This window comes from Lysinibacillus sp. CD3-6 (genome assembly GCF_006351725.2).
Lineage (GTDB): Bacteria > Bacillota > Bacilli > Bacillales_A > Planococcaceae > Lysinibacillus.
Genome location: NZ_CP085880.1, coordinates 4,258,895 through 4,277,506, shown reverse-complemented (window position 1 = coordinate 4,277,506; position 18,612 = coordinate 4,258,895). Strand labels below are relative to the sequence as shown.

General features: G+C 41.3%; 11 protein-coding genes, 3 rRNA genes and 3 riboswitches. All 14 genes read left to right on the top strand.

From position 1 onward, the window contains the following. Positions 1-9 precede the first annotated feature (9 nt). The 14 genes from nadE to purK all read left to right on the top strand — a co-directional run bounded on the left by nadE (position 10) and on the right by purK (position 18,603). Positions 10-834: an NAD(+) synthase gene (gene nadE, locus FH508_RS21210; protein WP_139860306.1), complete on the top strand. Its 825-nt coding sequence runs from the start codon at positions 10-12 to the stop codon at positions 832-834. A gap of 153 nt (positions 835-987) precedes the next feature. Then, positions 988-1,308: an NAD synthetase gene (locus FH508_RS21205; RefSeq protein ID WP_139860304.1), complete on the top strand. Its 321-nt coding sequence runs from the start codon at positions 988-990 to the stop codon at positions 1,306-1,308. 367 nt (positions 1,309-1,675) lie between these two features. Beyond that, positions 1,676-2,620, top strand: coding sequence for an AAA family ATPase (locus FH508_RS21200; RefSeq protein WP_139860302.1), 945 nt, complete (start codon positions 1,676-1,678; stop codon positions 2,618-2,620). Further along, entirely contained in the window at positions 2,617-3,798 is a 1,182-nt protein-coding gene (locus FH508_RS21195; protein ID WP_173478850.1) for a DUF58 domain-containing protein, read from the top strand. Before FH508_RS21200 ends, FH508_RS21195 begins: the two co-directional genes overlap by 4 nt. After that, on the top strand, positions 3,795-6,002 hold the full coding sequence (locus FH508_RS21190) for a transglutaminase TgpA family protein (protein WP_173478849.1): 2,208 nt from the start codon (positions 3,795-3,797) through the stop codon (positions 6,000-6,002). The genes FH508_RS21195 and FH508_RS21190 overlap by 4 nt, the downstream gene beginning before the upstream one ends. Before the next feature lie 36 nt (positions 6,003-6,038). Beyond that, a riboswitch (purine riboswitch) is annotated at positions 6,039-6,140 on the top strand. A gap of 154 nt (positions 6,141-6,294) precedes the next feature. Continuing rightward, on the top strand, positions 6,295-7,848 hold the full coding sequence (guaA, locus tag FH508_RS21185) for a glutamine-hydrolyzing GMP synthase (protein ID WP_173478848.1): 1,554 nt from the start codon (positions 6,295-6,297) through the stop codon (positions 7,846-7,848). A gap of 235 nt (positions 7,849-8,083) precedes the next feature. Next, positions 8,084-8,752, top strand: coding sequence for an MOSC domain-containing protein (locus tag FH508_RS21180; protein ID WP_173478847.1), 669 nt, complete (start codon positions 8,084-8,086; stop codon positions 8,750-8,752). Positions 8,753-9,120: 368 nt separating this feature from the next. Continuing rightward, positions 9,121-9,222, top strand: a riboswitch (purine riboswitch). A gap of 130 nt (positions 9,223-9,352) precedes the next feature. After that, the gene (locus tag FH508_RS21175; protein WP_173478846.1) at positions 9,353-10,657 is read left to right on the top strand and encodes an NCS2 family permease; all 1,305 of its coding nucleotides are present in this window, start codon (positions 9,353-9,355) and stop codon (positions 10,655-10,657) included. A 476-nt stretch (positions 10,658-11,133) separates the two neighbouring features. Next, positions 11,134-12,685 (top strand): 16S ribosomal RNA (locus tag FH508_RS21170). Between the two features lie 365 nt (positions 12,686-13,050). Beyond that, positions 13,051-15,978, top strand: a 23S ribosomal RNA gene (locus FH508_RS21165). Between the two features lie 103 nt (positions 15,979-16,081). Then, a 5S ribosomal RNA gene (rrf, locus tag FH508_RS21160) occupies positions 16,082-16,197 on the top strand. The 16S, 23S and 5S rRNA genes sit together here, the layout of an rRNA operon. Positions 16,198-16,396: 199 nt before the next feature. Next, entirely contained in the window at positions 16,397-16,591 is a 195-nt protein-coding gene (locus tag FH508_RS21155) for an NETI motif-containing protein (RefSeq protein ID WP_173479661.1), read from the top strand. A 91-nt stretch (positions 16,592-16,682) separates the two neighbouring features. Then, positions 16,683-16,781: riboswitch (purine riboswitch) on the top strand. Between the two features lie 212 nt (positions 16,782-16,993). Beyond that, positions 16,994-17,482, top strand: a complete 489-nt coding sequence (gene purE, locus FH508_RS21150) for a 5-(carboxyamino)imidazole ribonucleotide mutase (protein ID WP_173479660.1) — start codon at positions 16,994-16,996, stop codon at positions 17,480-17,482. Next, complete coding sequence (purK, locus tag FH508_RS21145) at positions 17,479-18,603, top strand: 5-(carboxyamino)imidazole ribonucleotide synthase (RefSeq protein WP_173479659.1); 1,125 nt, start codon at positions 17,479-17,481, stop codon at positions 18,601-18,603. Before purE ends, purK begins: the two co-directional genes overlap by 4 nt. The last annotated feature ends 9 nt before the right edge of the window (positions 18,604-18,612 follow it).

Here is an 18,612-nt window from a genome sequence, read left to right as displayed (position 1 = left end):
AAGAATGTGATGGCATTGCAACAACAAATAATTAATGAATTAAAAGTACTGCCAACAATTGATGCGCAGGAAGAAATTCGTAAATCCATTGATTTTTTAAAGGCGTATGCACGTCGATATAGCTTTGTTAAAGGGTTTGTACTTGGTATATCTGGCGGACAAGATTCTACTTTAACTGGGAAATTAGCACAACTAGCTATTGGTGAGCTAAATGCGGAAGACGGCGAGGAGAAGTATTCATTTTGGGCAGTGCGTTTGCCATATGGTGTGCAATTCGATGAACAGGACTGTCAAGATGCCATTGATTTTATTAAGCCTACGCATACTTACACAGTAAATATTAAGGAAGCGGTCGATGCTAGTGTTCGTGCTTTAGAAAATGCGGGTGTTATGCTTAGTGATTTTGTAAAAGGGAACGAAAAAGCACGTGAGCGCATGAAAGTGCAATTTTCTATAGCTGCCATGAATGGCGCTGTTGTTTTAGGTACCGACCATGCAGCAGAGGCAATTACAGGTTTCTATACGAAATTTGGTGATGGAGGGGCAGATTTAATGCCTATTTTTCGTCTCAATAAGCGTCAGGGGAAACAGTTGCTAGCTGCTCTTGATTGCCCTCAGCATTTATATTTGAAAGTGCCAACTGCCGACTTGGAAGAAGATCGTCCATCACTACCAGATGAAGTGGCACTTGGATTAACATATGAGCAAATTGATGATTATTTAGAAGGGAAAGAAATTCCTGAAGCTGCTCGTAATACACTAGAGCAACACTATTTACATTCACAACATAAACGCCATATGCCTATCACGATATTTGATGATTTCTGGAAATAGCCTTGAAGAATAGAGTTGTACAAAAAGTGATAGATACTTTTTAAACAATTCTATTCTTTTTATATATTTTGGTTCTGTTTGGTTAATCTCGAGCATATAATGTCGATATAAATACCTACAAAGTGAGTAAAATGAAAAGGAGGGTAACTAATTATGAGGACTTCTAGCGTAGGTGCGACGACAAGTAGTACTTTTCGTAATGAACAACAATATTTACATGCTGGCGATCTTAGTCATAACTTTAGCCATAACGCGCAGCAACGATTTAAAAAAAGTATGCAAAAAATGAAAGATAAAAAGCTATTAAGTAAGAAGAGACAAATTCAACAGCAAAGTCCCAATAAAATAGAGGCTGCTTTTGTTGATAGTGAAGACAACGTTCAAATCCATAATGAACTACATGAAACAGCTGGAAAGCTTAGCCGTCTTAGCAAGCAAATGAAGCGTCACAATAGTTACCGAACTTCTATATAAATTTAAAAAACACCCTATACCACACAGGTATAGGGTGTTTTTGCAAGTGGAGAAGATTCGTCATGTCTCTATCCTTTTAGCTTAACATGGAAGAGTTTTGGTTTCTTGATAATTATGGGTAATCAAATAAAAATTGTAACTTTATTGGAAGCGAAACGTTATACTACTAAATAGGGTTGTTTTATAAGGTAGTGCAAACGAGTTGATATTTGAGGAATATAAGGGAAATACTATCGGAGATTTAAAATGATGTATGTAACGGCTAATGGCACATTAATTGTGTTACAGTGCAGTTTTCGATATGCTTAAACTGAAATTATCGTGCAATTCAAATAATTGGTTAGCGGAAATGGGAGGGATTTTGTTTATGAATTTACAAATACAAATGGTATTAGAAAATATAGAAAAAGTAATGATTGGAAAGAGGGAGGTTGCCGAACTTAGCATTGTCGCTTTGCTTGCGAATGGTCATGTATTACTTGAAGATGTGCCTGGAGTTGGTAAGACAATGATGGTACGTGCACTTGCTAAGTCGTTCGATGCCCAGTTTAAACGTATCCAGTTTACACCAGATTTATTGCCCTCAGATGTTGTAGGTGTTTCGATTTATAACCCTAAAACAATGGAATTTGAATTTCGTCCAGGACCGATTATGGGTGATGTAGTATTAGCGGATGAAATTAATAGAACTTCACCTAAAACACAATCGGCATTACTTGAGGCGATGGAGGAAGCATCTATTACAATAGACGGCAATACGCTTAAAATTACCCAACCATTTTTCGTTATGGCTACACAAAACCCGATTGAACATGAAGGAACGTATCCACTGCCTGAGGCACAGTTAGACCGTTTTTTACTGAAAATAAAAATGGGTTATCCAACTAGAGGGCAGGAAGTAGAAATATTGCGACGAGCAGAAAACGGTAAGTCCATTGAAAAAATTGATGCTGTCCTTACGCTTGCCCAATTAATTGAATTACAGGAACTTGTGCAGGGGGTATATGTCGAAGACTCCGTAAAAAACTATATGGTTGAGCTGGCTTCTCAAACGAGAGAGAACAACTATGTTTATTTAGGCGTTAGCCCTCGTGCGACGATTGCTTTAATGAAGGCTTCGCAGGCGTATGCGTTTATGAAAGGTCGTAGTTATGTAATACCAGATGATGTGCAGCATTTAGCGCCATTTGTTTTTAGTCACCGATTAGTGCTTAAGCCAGATGCGCGTTACGATGATGTAACCGCAGAGGAAATTATTGAGCGTATTTTGGCGAAAACGCCTGTGCCAACGAAGAGGTTTGCAGAGCAATGAAGAAATGGCGTGCTCTTTTTGAGAAAAGTAAACATTTCCTATTAGTGAGCTCTCTAATGCTTATAACATTTTGCTACGCAATGTTTCAAGGTGGTTTTGTAAGCTGGTTTGTATTTTTTACAGTAAGTCCATTTTTGTTATACGCCTTTATTTTTCAACTTGTAAGAGAGGACATCTACAGTATCGAACGGAAAATTGAACCTTCGCGTGTAGAAAGCGGACAATCTGTTAACGTGACAATTAGCATTGAAAGAAAAACACGTTTTCCATTTGCATATATCCTAGTGGAAGAGCTTGTTGGTAGCCCGATGCTAGTTCAGTCTAAAATACAAGAGAAGGACGCTATCAAATTTGTAGGTTTTAAAAAGGCTTTTAATTGGAGTTATACACTTGATAGCTTGCCACGTGGTGAACATCGTTATTTAGGTGCAAATATACTCTTCTATGATTTTTTTGGATGGGCAAAGAAACGCATTCAGATAGAAAAAGAACAAATAATTCTCGTTTATCCAAGAGTGCATGAAATGAAATATGCTACATTACAAGCGAAATTAGATGTTGGGTCTATGATGGCTCCTTATTCCATTGTAAAAGATACATCAATGGCCATTGGTTTGCGAGAATATGTACCAGGAGACCGCTTTTCGTGGATTCATTGGAAATCTTTTGCGAAAACGCAAACGTTGCAATCGAAGGAATTTGAGGATCGGCAATCTCAGGAGTTGCTGTTAATGCTTGATGAAGGTGCTTCTCCCTTATTCGAAGAGAAAATTGAGCTGGCAGCTTCGATGCTTAAAGCAATCGTACAAGGTCGTGGAGATGTTTCTTTTGTGTCAACAGGCACAAAGACGAAAGTGTTTACTTCCATTCAGGGGGAAAAACAGCTAGATCGAGTAATGCATCATTTAGCTGGTGTAAATCCAATTGAAAATGCAGAAGTCCGATTGCGCGATCAACAAGTTTTTCAGCGTGTTGCAACACTTTTATATGTAACGAGTGATATATCAGATGAACTATTACATACTTTAGGTAATTCGGTGAAAAGCTGTATTTGTTTTGTATTGGCACAACAGACACAAGCGCAGTCTGATGTAATAAAGCGTTATAAACATATTCAAGTCGTACATGTAGATCCAACAGATTATTACCACTTGTTCACGGAGGTGATGAAGCCGTGAAAAAATCACTAGAAAGTTTTGTTGAGCTGACGATAGCCTATATCATTATTTTCTTTATGCTGCGTGAGTGGCTAATGCCTGTCATGCAATTAACCAATACAGGCGTAAGTCATTTGTTTTTAATTTTCATTGGCTTAGCGCTAGTATTATGCCTATTTAAAGTTAAGCCATTATTATCAGGGCTTGTAAAGTTAGGCTATATTACATGGTTTGTTATATATGTATATAGCGAGAATCCTTTTTTCTCAGGTCACACTATTCCATTTTTAGTGAATGAAGTGACGTTGAATATGGTGAACATTTTTTCGGGGAATTTTGGACAAGTATCAGATGCATTTAGAACAGTTCTGTTTTTGGCATTGATCTGGATGCTAATCTATTTAATTCACCATTGGATTACAGTGCATCATAATATTTTCTACTTTTTCATACTAACAGTATTTTTCATCGCTACACTTGATACGTTTAGCGAATATAATGGTAAACCAGCTATTATTAAAGTAGTAATACTTGGTCTTGTTATGACAGGTGTGCTTTTCTTAAAACGCTTAAGAATTCAAGTAGATGCACCGAGTGAGATAGTGAGAAAGTGGAAAATTGTAATACCGATGTTAATTTCAGTTGTACTCGTTAGTATGGTGGCATTCTTTTTACCGAAAGCAGGGCCTACGTGGGCTGATCCAGTGCCATTTATTAAAGGTGTTACAGGACAAGGTGGCGTTGGGGATGGTCAAAAAACAGTCGGCTATAGTGATGACGATAGTAGATTAGGTGGACCATATAAAGGTGATAATACTTTAATTTTCACTGCATCTTCCCGCGATCGTCATTATTGGCGTATAGATACAAAAGATACATACACATCAAAAGGGTGGGTATTGTCTGGTGAATATATAGGAGAAGCGGTTTTTGAAAACGACACTCCAATCATTACTTCTCTGCCTGTTGGTCCAAAAAAGAATGAACGTCAAATTCAGATGGAAATGGCTGTACCTATGCCATTTTTAATTCAAACGTATGGTATGCTGTCTGTTTCCGCAGATGATCCAACTTTGTATGTACAGGATGGACAAACTGAAAAAATAGTTATGAAGCAACCAAGTGGCGAATTAATAACCATGAATAATGGTAGTAATAAATTACTGTCGAGTTACACGATATTTTACAGTGAACCAAACTATAGTTTGCAACAACTTCAAATGTCAGAGCCTGCTATGTTAGAAACATTAGATAGTTCGTATAATCGTTTTTTACAATTACCAGATACACTTCCACAGCGTGTGCAAGATTTAGCAATTGATATTACGCGCGATAAAACATCGATCTATGAAAAAATAAAAGCGATAGAAGGGTATTTTTCAAAAGGGGACTATAGTTACGATAAAACAGCTGCCGCCTATCCTTCTGAAAATCAAGATTATGTAGATCAATTCCTTTTCGATACGAAAGTAGGGTACTGCGATAATTTCTCTACATCCATGGTCGTTATGCTTCGGACTATAGGTATTCCTGCTCGATGGGTGAAGGGTTTTGCACCAGGGAATGCGGGTGGAGTATCTGATGGTTATCGGGAATATAAGGTAACGAATGATAATGCGCATTCATGGGTAGAGGCGTATGTCCCTGGTACAGGGTGGATAGAATTTGAACCTACAATTGGTTTTTCTGGAAATGCGAACATTAATTATGATTTGCAAAGAGATACTCCACAGCAAGAACAGACACTAGAGCCAGAAGAAAAACCAGAGCAACAACAAAAGAAAGAACAAACAACGAAGAAAACAACTTCGCAATCAGCATTTAGCTTTGATAGCGTATGGACATGGGTGAAAACATTAAAATATGTTTGGTTGACACTAATTGCCTTGCTCTTAATTGCTGGTGTGACATTATTTGTACAACGTAAAACATGGATTCCTAAAATGCATGTGCGTGCTTATCGAAAAAAAGAAGCGGATTGGACGAATTTTGATTCTTCCTATCAGGCATTAACGAAACAATTAGTACGCATTGGTTTAAGTCGAAAACATGGTGAGACATTACGAGCGTTTGCTGAACGGGTGGATGCTGCGCTAGAAACAGAAGAAATGAGAAAGTTAACAGCGGTATATGAGCAGCGTATTTATAGCAAGAATACGCTTGATGTTGACTATGTTAAACTGAGAGAAAGTTGGGAATATTTAATCAATCGCACAATCAGTTGATTTTAATGGGCACAAAGAGTAAAATGAGAAAAAATTATATATGATTAGGATGGCTTTCATATAAGTTCGAAAATAGGGTTCGGATGTTTCTACGAAATCACCGTAAATGATTTCTCTATGAAGGTGAATGTTTTGGTTAGGTGAGGAGTTTTATAAATCACTTTTCTTTGTTACGCATTCCCCTTTATATATCATGAACTTATGGACGCGTAGGAAGTTTTTTTACTTTCATACGCGTTTTTCTTTGAACATATGAAAACGTCCTTTAAAAATACAAGAAGAGGTGGAAATATTGTCAGCAAGCCCTTTATTAAAAGAGCAAGAAAAAATCGTCGTTCTAGACTTCGGTAGCCAATTTAACCAATTAATTACGCGTCGTATCCGTGAGTTCGGTGTCTTCAGTGAATTACATCCACATACGATTACAGCAGAAGAAATTAAAGAAATGAACGCAACAGGTATCATCTTTTCTGGTGGTCCTAACTCAGTTTATGATGAAAATGCTTTCCATGTAGATCAAGCTATTTTTGAATTAGGTTTACCAATCCTAGGTATTTGCTATGGTATGCAATTAATGGCTTATACTCAAGGTGGTAAAGTTGAAGGCGCAGATACACGTGAATACGGTAAAGCGGAAATTCAAGTAACTGCTGCAAATAAATTATTCGGTGAATTACCAACAGAACAAATCGTCTGGATGAGTCATGGTGACCACGTAACAGAAGTACCTGCTGGCTTTGAAATCATCGCAACAAGTGCATCTTGTCCAATCGCTGCTATGGCAAACGTAGAACGTAAATTATATGCAGTACAATTCCACCCAGAAGTTCGTCACTCTGTATATGGTAACGATTTACTTCGTCAATTTGTATTCGATATTTGTGGCGCTAAAGGTGATTGGTCAATGGCGAACTTTATTGAAATCGAAATCGCAAAAATTCGCGAAATTGTTGGCGATAAAAAAGTATTATGTGCCCTTTCAGGCGGAGTAGACTCTTCTGTTGTTGCAGTACTGATTCATAAAGCAATTGGTGATCAACTTACATGTATGTTCGTAGACCACAACTTAAACCGTAAAGGTGAAGTTGAACAGGTTATGAAAACTTTCACAGAAGATTTCGATATGAACTTAATTAAGATTGATGCACGTCAACGCTTCATGGACAAACTTGCGGGTGTGTCTGATCCAGAGAAAAAACGTAAAATTATCGGTAACGAATTTATTTACGTGTTCGATGAAGAAGCTTCAAAACTAGAAGGTATGGATTTCCTTGCACAAGGAACTTTATATACAGATATTATTGAATCTGGTACATCTACTGCTCAAACAATTAAATCTCACCATAACGTAGGTGGTCTTCCAGAAGACATGCAGTTCCAATTGATTGAACCATTAAAAACATTATTCAAAGACGAAGTTCGTGCACTTGGCTTAGAGCTTGGTCTTGATGAAAAAATCGTTTGGCGTCAACCATTCCCAGGTCCTGGTTTAGGTATTCGTGTACTTGGTGAAATAACAGAAGAAAAACTTGAAATTGTTCGTGAATCTGACTTCATCTTACGTGAAGAAATTGCAAAAGCTGGACTTGATCGCGATGTATGGCAATACTTCACGGTATTACCTGATATTCGTTCAGTCGGCGTAATGGGCGATGCTCGTACGTATGACTACGCAATCGGTATCCGTGCTGTAACGTCTATCGACGGTATGACTTCTGACTGGGCACGTATCCCTTGGGACGTACTAGAAAAAATCTCTGTACGCTTAGTAAACGAAGTAAAACACGTAAACCGCGTGCTGTATGATATTACGTCTAAGCCACCAGCAACTATTGAGTGGGAATAATAGCTAATAGCAGAGTCCTAAAAGCCCTAGTAACACAGGGTTTTTAGGGCTTTTTTTAGTTATCTGATGTGTCCCAAGTGACGTAACAATAGAACTTTTCTAGTCATTTTCAATTGGAAAGATTTAAATGATATAAACTAACGTAGAGAGGGCAAAATTGCTGGCAAAGCGTTGGATATAGTAAACTAAATTTATGTAAAATGATTACGCTGTTGTTTAATTTAGGGGGATTGAAATGGAGAAAAGTATAGCGACGATTTATACACTTGCTGTTGGTATGCCGAAAGAATTGGACTATAGTAAAGGGCGATCAATGATTACAGGGATTGCAAAACGGAAAGTGCACGAAGTTTATTTAGCTACTCGTGGTTTTGAGGGGGATGATGTGGCAGATAAAAAGCATCATGGTGGACCTGATCGCGCTGTTTGTCTATATCCTGCGGAGCATTACGAACAATGGGAACAGGAACTTGGTAAGGCATTGCCAGCAGCAGCATTCGGTGAGAACTTAACGGTAACAAATATGCTTGAAGCGGATGTTTGTATTGGAGATATTTATAAAATTGGTGATGCAGTCATTCAAATTACGCAAGGACGTATTCCGTGTAGTACGATTGATAAATATACAAAGGCTGACACATTACTTAAACGATTAATTGAAACAGGTTATACAGGCTTCCTAGCGCGTGTACTAAGAGAGGGAACAATATGTGCAGACTCGAAAATTGAAATAGTTGAAAGACACCCTGCTCGTATATCGGTTTTACATTGCAATGAAGTATATTTTGAAAACAAAAACGCACTTGCGATGAAACGTATTCAAGCAGTAGATGCATTAGCGATGGATTGGAAACAAAAATTAGAAAAAAGAATTCAATTATTAGAGAGTCGAGTAGAGAAGTAAGGATAATGGTGGAAATGAGGATGGGAGCTCTTACGTAATGGATTTCGATGGTTTTGTATTTATTGCCTGAGTACTTCTTATTGTGTAGGAGTTGGGTGAGTAATTAGATATAAAAGCCTTTGATATATTTACATACATTTGAAAAACTCCCTTTTTCAAAATAAATGCAAAATGGTCGACTATAGCCTTTAATCGTAAATAAAAAACAGGAAAAGCAACTTGTATAAGTTAGTATTTTTCCTGTTTTTTTACGCTGTTTTTACAAAATCAGAACATTAATACCGTATTTTACACGAACTTTCGTATTTTTTTTATAAGAAATGTTCGGAAATGGGGTTGAAATCTAAAAAACGAAATGATATATTACGATTGTAAAGTAAATAAGTCGTCGTATAATGTCGGGAATATGGCCCGTGAGTTTCTACCAAGTTACCGTAAATAACTTGACTACGATATAGTTTTTATACGAATGTATAATAACTAATTTATTTCACACATTATTAGTGGTGAAATGTATCGTAGACATGCGACTAGTAGAATAGTCGGCGTGTCTTTTTTGTTTTCGATATTGAAGACGACAATACGGAGGATATTTTCAAAATGAAAAAATATTTCATGTTCGATGAATTAGGTACTAATTATCGCCGCGAAATAATTGGTGGTATTACAACATTCCTTGCTATGGCATACATTTTAGCTGTTAACCCAGGGATTCTGGAAAGTGCGGGAATGGATAAAGGTGCTGTTTTCGTAGCAACAGCATTAGCAGCGGCAGTCGGATCTTTGATTATGGGTATTTTCGCTAAATTCCCAATCTCATTGGCACCAGGTATGGGCTTAAATGCATTCTTTGCTTTCACGGTAGTAGGGACGTATGGCATTCCTTGGCAAACTGGTTTGACAGGTGTATTCTTCTCGGGGATTATATTTATTATCCTTTCATTAACAGGTATTCGTGAAACAGTTATTAATGCAATTCCAGCACAACTTAAATATGCTGTATCAGCTGGTATTGGTTTATTTATTACATTTGTAGGGTTACAAGGAGCTGGTATTGTAGTTGATAGTCCAGCAACTTTAGTAACATTAGGAGCATTTACAGGTTCAACTCTTTTAGCAGTATTCGGTATTATTATTTCAATCATCCTAATCCTTAAATTCCGTAGTGTCGGCATTTTCTTAGGAATGGTTATTACAGCAATCGTTGGTATGATTACAGGTGTGATTGCACCACCAGAAGCTGTTGTATCATCAATCCCAAGTGTAGATTCTACATTTATGGTTGCACTTAACCCAATTATTCATGACTTCGGTTCATTACTAAACGTTAAATTTTTAGTTGTTGTATTAACATTTTTATTTGTTGACTTTTTCGATACAGCAGGTACATTAATGGCTGTGGCAACACAAGCTGGCTTAGTAAAAGACGATAAATTACCACGTGCAAGCCGTGCACTTATGGCAGATGCCCTAGCAACAACAATTGGTTCTTTATTTGGTACTTCAACAACTACTGCTTATGTAGAATCAACTTCTGGTGTAGCAGCAGGTGCTCGTTCAGGTTTTGCTGCAGTTGTTACTGCTGTATTATTTATAGTAGCACTATTCTTCTCACCATTGCTTGCGGTTGTGACTTCAGCAGTAACAGCACCAGCACTTGTTATCGTAGGTGTGTTAATGGTTTCGTCACTACGATTAATTGAATGGGATAAATTCGAAATTGCCGTTCCAGCATTCTTTACTGTTTTAATGATGCCTCTTGGCTATTCCATCGCAACAGGGATCGCCATTGGTTTCGTATTCTACCCAGTAACAATGCTTTTAGCAGGACGTAAAAAAGAAATTCACCCAATGATGTATGGATTATTCTTCGTCTTCCTTGCATACTTTATCTGGGTTCGATAATAGAAAGCCGAAAAGGGTTCTGCTTAGTGAAAACTAGGTGGAGCCTTTTTTTATGGAAAATTATTTGAGTGCCTGACACCAATGTAAGCTGTGGGAGACTACAGACAGAATTCAAAATTGTTTCAGTGCCTGGCACTTTTATATAGAAGAAACTACTATCATATATTGACTGAATAGTTTTATTTCTATTAAACACTTGCAAACTATAATGTGAGATGATATATTTAAACACGTTGTTACGAAACATGCGAACAACAAACCGAAAGAAAATAATAGAAAAAATAGTTGACATCATATTGAATGTATGTTAAATTATAAAAAGTTACTTAGTGAGTAACTAACAAATGAACCTTGAAAACTGAACAAGCAAAACGTAATCAATATAGTTTTTAGTAGCTAACCTCGTTAGCGAACGAAACAAAATTTTGGACATCAAAATTGATGCCAGCAAAACAATTTGAGCTAATCAAATTTCTTTTATGGAGAGTTTGATCCTGGCTCAGGACGAACGCTGGCGGCGTGCCTAATACATGCAAGTCGAGCGGACAGATAAGGAGCTTGCTCCTTTGACGTTAGCGGCGGACGGGTGAGTAACACGTGGGCAACCTACCCTATAGTTTGGGATAACTCCGGGAAACCGGGGCTAATACCGAATAATCTTTTGTCTCTCATGAGACAATTCTGAAAGACGGTTTCGGCTGTCGCTATAGGATGGGCCCGCGGCGCATTAGCTAGTTGGTGAGGTAACGGCTCACCAAGGCAACGATGCGTAGCCGACCTGAGAGGGTGATCGGCCACACTGGGACTGAGACACGGCCCAGACTCCTACGGGAGGCAGCAGTAGGGAATCTTCCACAATGGGCGAAAGCCTGATGGAGCAACGCCGCGTGAGTGAAGAAGGATTTCGGTTCGTAAAACTCTGTTGTAAGGGAAGAACAAGTACAGTAGTAACTGGCTGTACCTTGACGGTACCTTATTAGAAAGCCACGGCTAACTACGTGCCAGCAGCCGCGGTAATACGTAGGTGGCAAGCGTTGTCCGGAATTATTGGGCGTAAAGCGCGCGCAGGTGGTTTCTTAAGTCTGATGTGAAAGCCCACGGCTCAACCGTGGAGGGTCATTGGAAACTGGGAGACTTGAGTGCAGAAGAGGATAGTGGAATTCCAAGTGTAGCGGTGAAATGCGTAGAGATTTGGAGGAACACCAGTGGCGAAGGCGACTATCTGGTCTGTAACTGACACTGAGGCGCGAAAGCGTGGGGAGCAAACAGGATTAGATACCCTGGTAGTCCACGCCGTAAACGATGAGTGCTAAGTGTTAGGGGGTTTCCGCCCCTTAGTGCTGCAGCTAACGCATTAAGCACTCCGCCTGGGGAGTACGGTCGCAAGACTGAAACTCAAAGGAATTGACGGGGGCCCGCACAAGCGGTGGAGCATGTGGTTTAATTCGAAGCAACGCGAAGAACCTTACCAGGTCTTGACATCCCGTTGACCACTGTAGAGATATAGTTTTCCCTTCGGGGACAACGGTGACAGGTGGTGCATGGTTGTCGTCAGCTCGTGTCGTGAGATGTTGGGTTAAGTCCCGCAACGAGCGCAACCCTTGATCTTAGTTGCCATCATTTAGTTGGGCACTCTAAGGTGACTGCCGGTGACAAACCGGAGGAAGGTGGGGATGACGTCAAATCATCATGCCCCTTATGACCTGGGCTACACACGTGCTACAATGGACGATACAAACGGTTGCCAACTCGCGAGAGGGAGCTAATCCGATAAAGTCGTTCTCAGTTCGGATTGTAGGCTGCAACTCGCCTACATGAAGCCGGAATCGCTAGTAATCGCGGATCAGCATGCCGCGGTGAATACGTTCCCGGGCCTTGTACACACCGCCCGTCACACCACGAGAGTTTGTAACACCCGAAGTCGGTGAGGTAACCTTTTGGAGCCAGCCGCCGAAGGTGGGATAGATGATTGGGGTGAAGTCGTAACAAGGTAGCCGTATCGGAAGGTGCGGCTGGATCACCTCCTTTCTAAGGATATTTTCGGAATACAAACCTTGGGTTTGTAAGATTACGTTTTGCGTTCAGTTTTGAAGGTTCATCATTAGATGAAACACTTCAATATACTTGCTCCTGTCGCTACGCTTTCGTCGCAAAGCTGCGAAGAAGTAGAAACAGGTAGTAGCTTTGTTCTTTGAAAACTGGATAAAACGACATTGAAATTGTAACAAACACATTTATTTTTTAAGTTTTTTTATAGGCTTAATAACATTAAAAGGTTTCGAGATACGAGTAAGACAAGGAAGCGATTGAGTGAGTGAAGGAGCGTACTTTCGTACGTGACTGATTGAACGAATGAAGCTGACGCTGTATTACGATGTATATCGGAAGCTGTAGGTTAAGTTATTAAGGGCGCACGGCGAATGCCTTGGCACTAGGAGCCGAAGAAGGACGGCACTAACACCGATATGCTTCGGGGAGCTGTAAGTGAGCTTTGATCCGGAGATTTCCGAATGGGGGAACCCACTACGTTTAATCGCGTAGTATCTTGACGTGAATACATAGCGTCTTGAAGGCAGACCCAGGGAACTGAAACATCTAAGTACCTGGAGGAAGAGAAAGAAAAATCGATTCCCTGAGTAGCGGCGAGCGAAACGGGAAGAGCCCAAACCAAGAGGCTTGCCTCTTGGGGTTGTAGGACACTCTATACGGAGTTACAAAGGAATGAGTTAGATGAAGCGACTTGGAAAGGTCCGCCAGAGCAGGTAAAAGCCCTGTAGTCGAAAGTTTATTCCCTCCAGAGTGGATCCTGAGTACGGCGGAACACGTGAAATTCCGTCGGAATCCGGGAGGACCATCTCCCAAGGCTAAATACTACCTAGTGACCGATAGTGAACCAGTACCGTGAGGGAAAGGTGAAAAGCACCCCGGAAGGGGAGTGAAAGAGATCCTGAAACCGTGTGCCTACAAGTAGTTAGAGCCCGTTAATGGGTGATAGCGTGCCTTTTGTAGAATGAACCGGCGAGTTACGATTACGTGCGAGGTTAAGCTTTAGAAGGCGGAGCCGCAGCGAAAGCGAGTCTGAATAGGGCGAATTAGTACGTGGTCGTAGACCCGAAACCAGGTGATCTACCCATGTCCAGGGTGAAGGTGAGGTAACACTTACTGGAGGCCCGAACCCACGCACGTTGAAAAGTGCGGGGATGAGGTGTGGGTAGCGGAGAAATTCCAATCGAACTTGGAGATAGCTGGTTCTCTCCGAAATAGCTTTAGGGCTAGCCTCGTGATGAGAATACTGGAGGTAGAGCACTGTTTGGACTAGGGGGCCATCCCGGTTTACCGAATTCAGACAAACTCCGAATGCCAGATATTTATACACGGGAGTCAGACTGCGAGTGATAAGATCCGTAGTCAAAAGGGAAACAGCCCAGACCACCAGCTAAGGTCCCAAAGTAATCGTTAAGTGGAAAAGGATGTGGCGTTGCACAGACAACCAGGATGTTGGCTTAGAAGCAGCCATCATTTAAAGAGTGCGTAATAGCTCACTGGTCGAGTGACGCTGCGCCGAAAATGTATCGGGGCTAAACGATTCACCGAAGCTGTGGATTGACATCTACGATGTCAGTGGTAGGAGAGCGTTCTAAGTGCGTTGAAGTCAGACCGGAAGGACTGGTGGAGCGCTTAGAAGTGAGAATGCCGGTATGAGTAGCGAAAGACGGGTGAGAATCCCGTCCACCGTATGACTAAGGTTTCCTGAGGAAGGCTCGTCCGCTCAGGGTTAGTCGGGACCTAAGCCGAGGCCGATAGGCGTAGGCGATGGACAACAGGTTGATATTCCTGTACCACCTCCTCACCGTTTGAGAAATGGGGGGACGCAGTAGGATAGGGTAAGCGCGCCGTTGGTTGTGCGCGTCCAAGCAGTAAGGCGTGTGTGTAGGCAAATCCGCACACTGTAACGTTGAGCTGTGATGGCGAGTCCGTATGGACGAAGTTCCTGATTTCACACTGCCAAGAAAAGCCTCTATCGAGGTGAGAGGTGCCCGTACCGCAAACCGACACAGGTAGTCGAGGAGAGAATCCTAAGGTGTGCGAGAGAACTCTCGTTAAGGAACTCGGCAAAATGACCCCGTAACTTCGGGAGAAGGGGTGCTCTTGAGCGTGCAAGCGCACGAGAGCCGCAGTGAATAGGCCCAGGCGACTGTTTAGCAAAAACACAGGTCTCTGCAAAACCGTAAGGTGACGTATAGGGGCTGACGCCTGCCCGGTGCTGGAAGGTTAAGAGGAGTGGTTAGCGCAAGCGAAGCTGCGAATTGAAGCCCCAGTAAACGGCGGCCGTAACTATAACGGTCCTAAGGTAGCGAAATTCCTTGTCGGGTAAGTTCCGACCCGCACGAAAGGCGTAACGATCTGGGCACTGTCTCAACGAGAGACTCGGTGAAATTATAGTACCTGTGAAGATGCAGGTTACCCGCGACAGGACGGAAAGACCCCGTGGAGCTTTACTGTAGCCTGATATTGAATTTTGGTACAACTTGTACAGGATAGGTAGGAGCCAGAGATCTCGGAGCGCCAGCTTCGAAGGAGGCGTCGGTGGGATACTACCCTGGTTGTATTGAAATTCTAACCCATGCCCCTTAGCGGGGCAGGAGACAGTGTCAGGCGGACAGTTTGACTGGGGCGGTCGCCTCCTAAAAGGTAACGGAGGCGCCCAAAGGTTCCCTCAGAATGGTTGGAAATCATTCGTAGAGTGTAAAGGCACAAGGGAGCTTGACTGCGAGACCTACAAGTCGAGCAGGGTCGAAAGACGGGCTTAGTGATCCGGTGGTTCCGCATGGAAGGGCCATCGCTCAACGGATAAAAGCTACCCCGGGGATAACAGGCTTATCTCCCCCAAGAGTCCACATCGACGGGGAGGTTTGGCACCTCGATGTCGGCTCATCGCATCCTGGGGCTGTAGTCGGTCCCAAGGGTTGGGCTGTTCGCCCATTAAAGCGGTACGCGAGCTGGGTTCAGAACGTCGTGAGACAGTTCGGTCCCTATCCGTCGTGGGCGTAGGAAATTTGAGAGGAGCTGTCCTTAGTACGAGAGGACCGGGATGGACACACCGCTGGTGTACCAGTTGTCTTGCCAAAGGCATCGCTGGGTAGCTATGTGTGGACGGGATAAGTGCTGAAAGCATCTAAGCATGAAGCCCCCCTCAAGATGAGATTTCCCATTACGCAAGTAAGTAAGATCCCTCAAAGACGATGAGGTAGATAGGTTCGAGGTGGAAGTGTGGTGACACATGGAGCTGACGAATACTAATCGATCGAGGACTTAACCAAAAAAGTTTGAAACATTCAATGAACCGTTTATCCAGTTTTGAAAGAACAACACTTTCAATTAAGAGGGTTTCAAGATACGATGTATATTGAAAGCCGAACATAGTCTAGTGATGATGGCAAAGAGGTCACACCCGTTCCCATACCGAACACGGAAGTTAAGCTCTTTAGCGCCGATGGTAGTTGGGGGCTTCCCCCTGTGAGAGTAGGACGTCGCTAGGCAATAGAAAAAGTCAAGGATATATTCCTTGGCTTTTTTGTTTTTCATTTTTTGTACTTTCGTAGATGTTTACCTATCTTTCGTTTTATTACGGCAGTATTAATTGTTACAATTTCGTGCATTCTTGCAGTGTTATATCGGGTATAATGAAGTACAAGTAAGGCAGACTAAAAAACATGAGCAAGTGGAAGGAAGAACAGTTTGGGAAAAAAGCAAATTTGGTATGAAGTAGAGGAAAATGAAACAATTGATCAATGTTTAGAAAGAATGCGTCAGGATGGGTATATGGCGATGGGACGGAAAGAGGAACCGATCTTTCATCTGGTGAATGGTGAACCTACGTATTTACGTCAAAAAATACAATTTAAAGCGATGTTGTGTCAAGATTCTGAATAAACACGACTTAAAACCGAACGATTTTTAATGCCAAAAATAAATTGTTCGCATTTTAGCATTGACGCCAGTGTGTGCAATTGTTAAAATGTGATAAGGAAAACAATTAAATCCCCATATATGCTAGAGAATTGGCTCTAGTGTCTCTACCCGGCACCGTAAATGCTGGACTATGCGGGAAAGCAACTTTTGGCATGTTACGGGAAGGTGTGTGTACAGATGTCTAAATCTGCATATTCTTTTCATAATAAGTCCTCAAGTAAGCTGCTTTCACGTGTAGTGTGGAGAGTAGCTTATTTGAGGATTTTCTTTGTTCAAAAAGTAAAGAAATGCAGTGACTATTGAATAATAGAGGCTTGCACAATAATCGATCATTTTTCTATCGTTTAAAAGGAGCGACAATTCATGAATCCGAAAATCGGTGTCATTATGGGTAGTTCAAGTGACTGGGAAACTATGAAACATGCGTGTGATATTTTAGATGAATTACAAGTACCGTACGAGAAAAAAGTAGTATCTGCACATCGTACTCCTGATTTAATGTTTGAGTACGCAGAGGCAGCACGTGAGCGAGGTATTCATGTGATTATTGCAGGTGCTGGTGGTGCGGCGCATTTACCAGGTATGGTAGCAGCTAAAACGACATTACCTGTCATTGGAGTGCCTGTACAATCTCGTGCACTTAATGGACTTGATTCACTTTTATCAATTGTACAAATGCCAGGTGGAGTACCTGTAGCAACCGTGGCAATTGGAAAAGCTGGTGCGACAAATGCAGGCTTACTTGCAGCGCAAATTTTGTCGACAACAGACGTAGAGCTTGCTAATAAACTAGATGCTAGACGCGAGGCGACGAAGCAACAAGTATTGGAAAGCACAGGTGACTTAGTGTGACGAAAATTATTTATCCTGGACAAACGATAGGAATTATCGGAGGAGGACAGCTTGGCCGTATGATGGCTCTCGCAGCTAAGGAGGCAGGCTTTAAAATAGCTGTTCTTGAACCGACAATGGATTCACCATGTGGACAGGTTGCAGATGTTCGTATTGTGGCACCTTATGATGATGAGGCCGCACTCGAGGAACTTGCCGAAGTCAGTGACGTTATTACGTATGAGTTTGAAAATATCGATTACGAAGGCTTAAAACGTTTAACTCAAATGGCTTATGTACCACAAGGAGCAGAATTAGTACGCATTACACAAGACCGTGTGACTGAGAAGGCAGCAATTGTGAAAGCTGGCTGTCCAGTAGCTCCTTATATTGTAGCAAATACATATGAGGAGTTAGTAGCTAGTATTGATCAAATCAACTACCCATGTATCGTAAAAACTGCAAGAGGTGGCTATGATGGCAAAGGGCAGCAACTTCTAAATTCAGCAGCAGATTTACCATTGGCAAAAGAGCTTTTTACTCATTCTCAATGTATTGCTGAAGGTTTTGTACCTTTTGTTAAAGAAGTATCAGTTATTGTACAACGCAACGGTGATGGCGAATTATATTGTCAGCCAGTTGGTGAAAACATTCATGTTCATCATATTTTACATGAAACAATTGTACCCGCTCGTATCCAAGAGGTGACAGCACAGGCTGCTGAACAAGAGGCTATTAAAATAGCTGATTACTTAAATCTAGTAGGGACGCTTGCAGTGGAAATGTTTGTTTTAGAAAATGGCGACATTATTATTAATGAACTAGCACCGAGACCTCATAATTCTGGTCACTATTCGATAGAGGCATGTAATATATCACAATTCCATCAGCATATCCGTGCTATTTGTGGTTGGCCACTGCGTAAACCACAACTTTGGGATTCATCTATAATGGTGAATGTATTAGGGCAGCATGTTATGCCACTTAGTAACTCAATTGCAAAATATCCTGAATGGTCATTACATCTTTATGGGAAAGCTGAAGCTAAGGTGAACCGTAAAATGGGCCACGTAACGATTATGACAAAAGACTTAGAAGCAACACTACAACAAATCGAGAGTTCTGGCATTTGGTCAGAATAGAAGGAGATA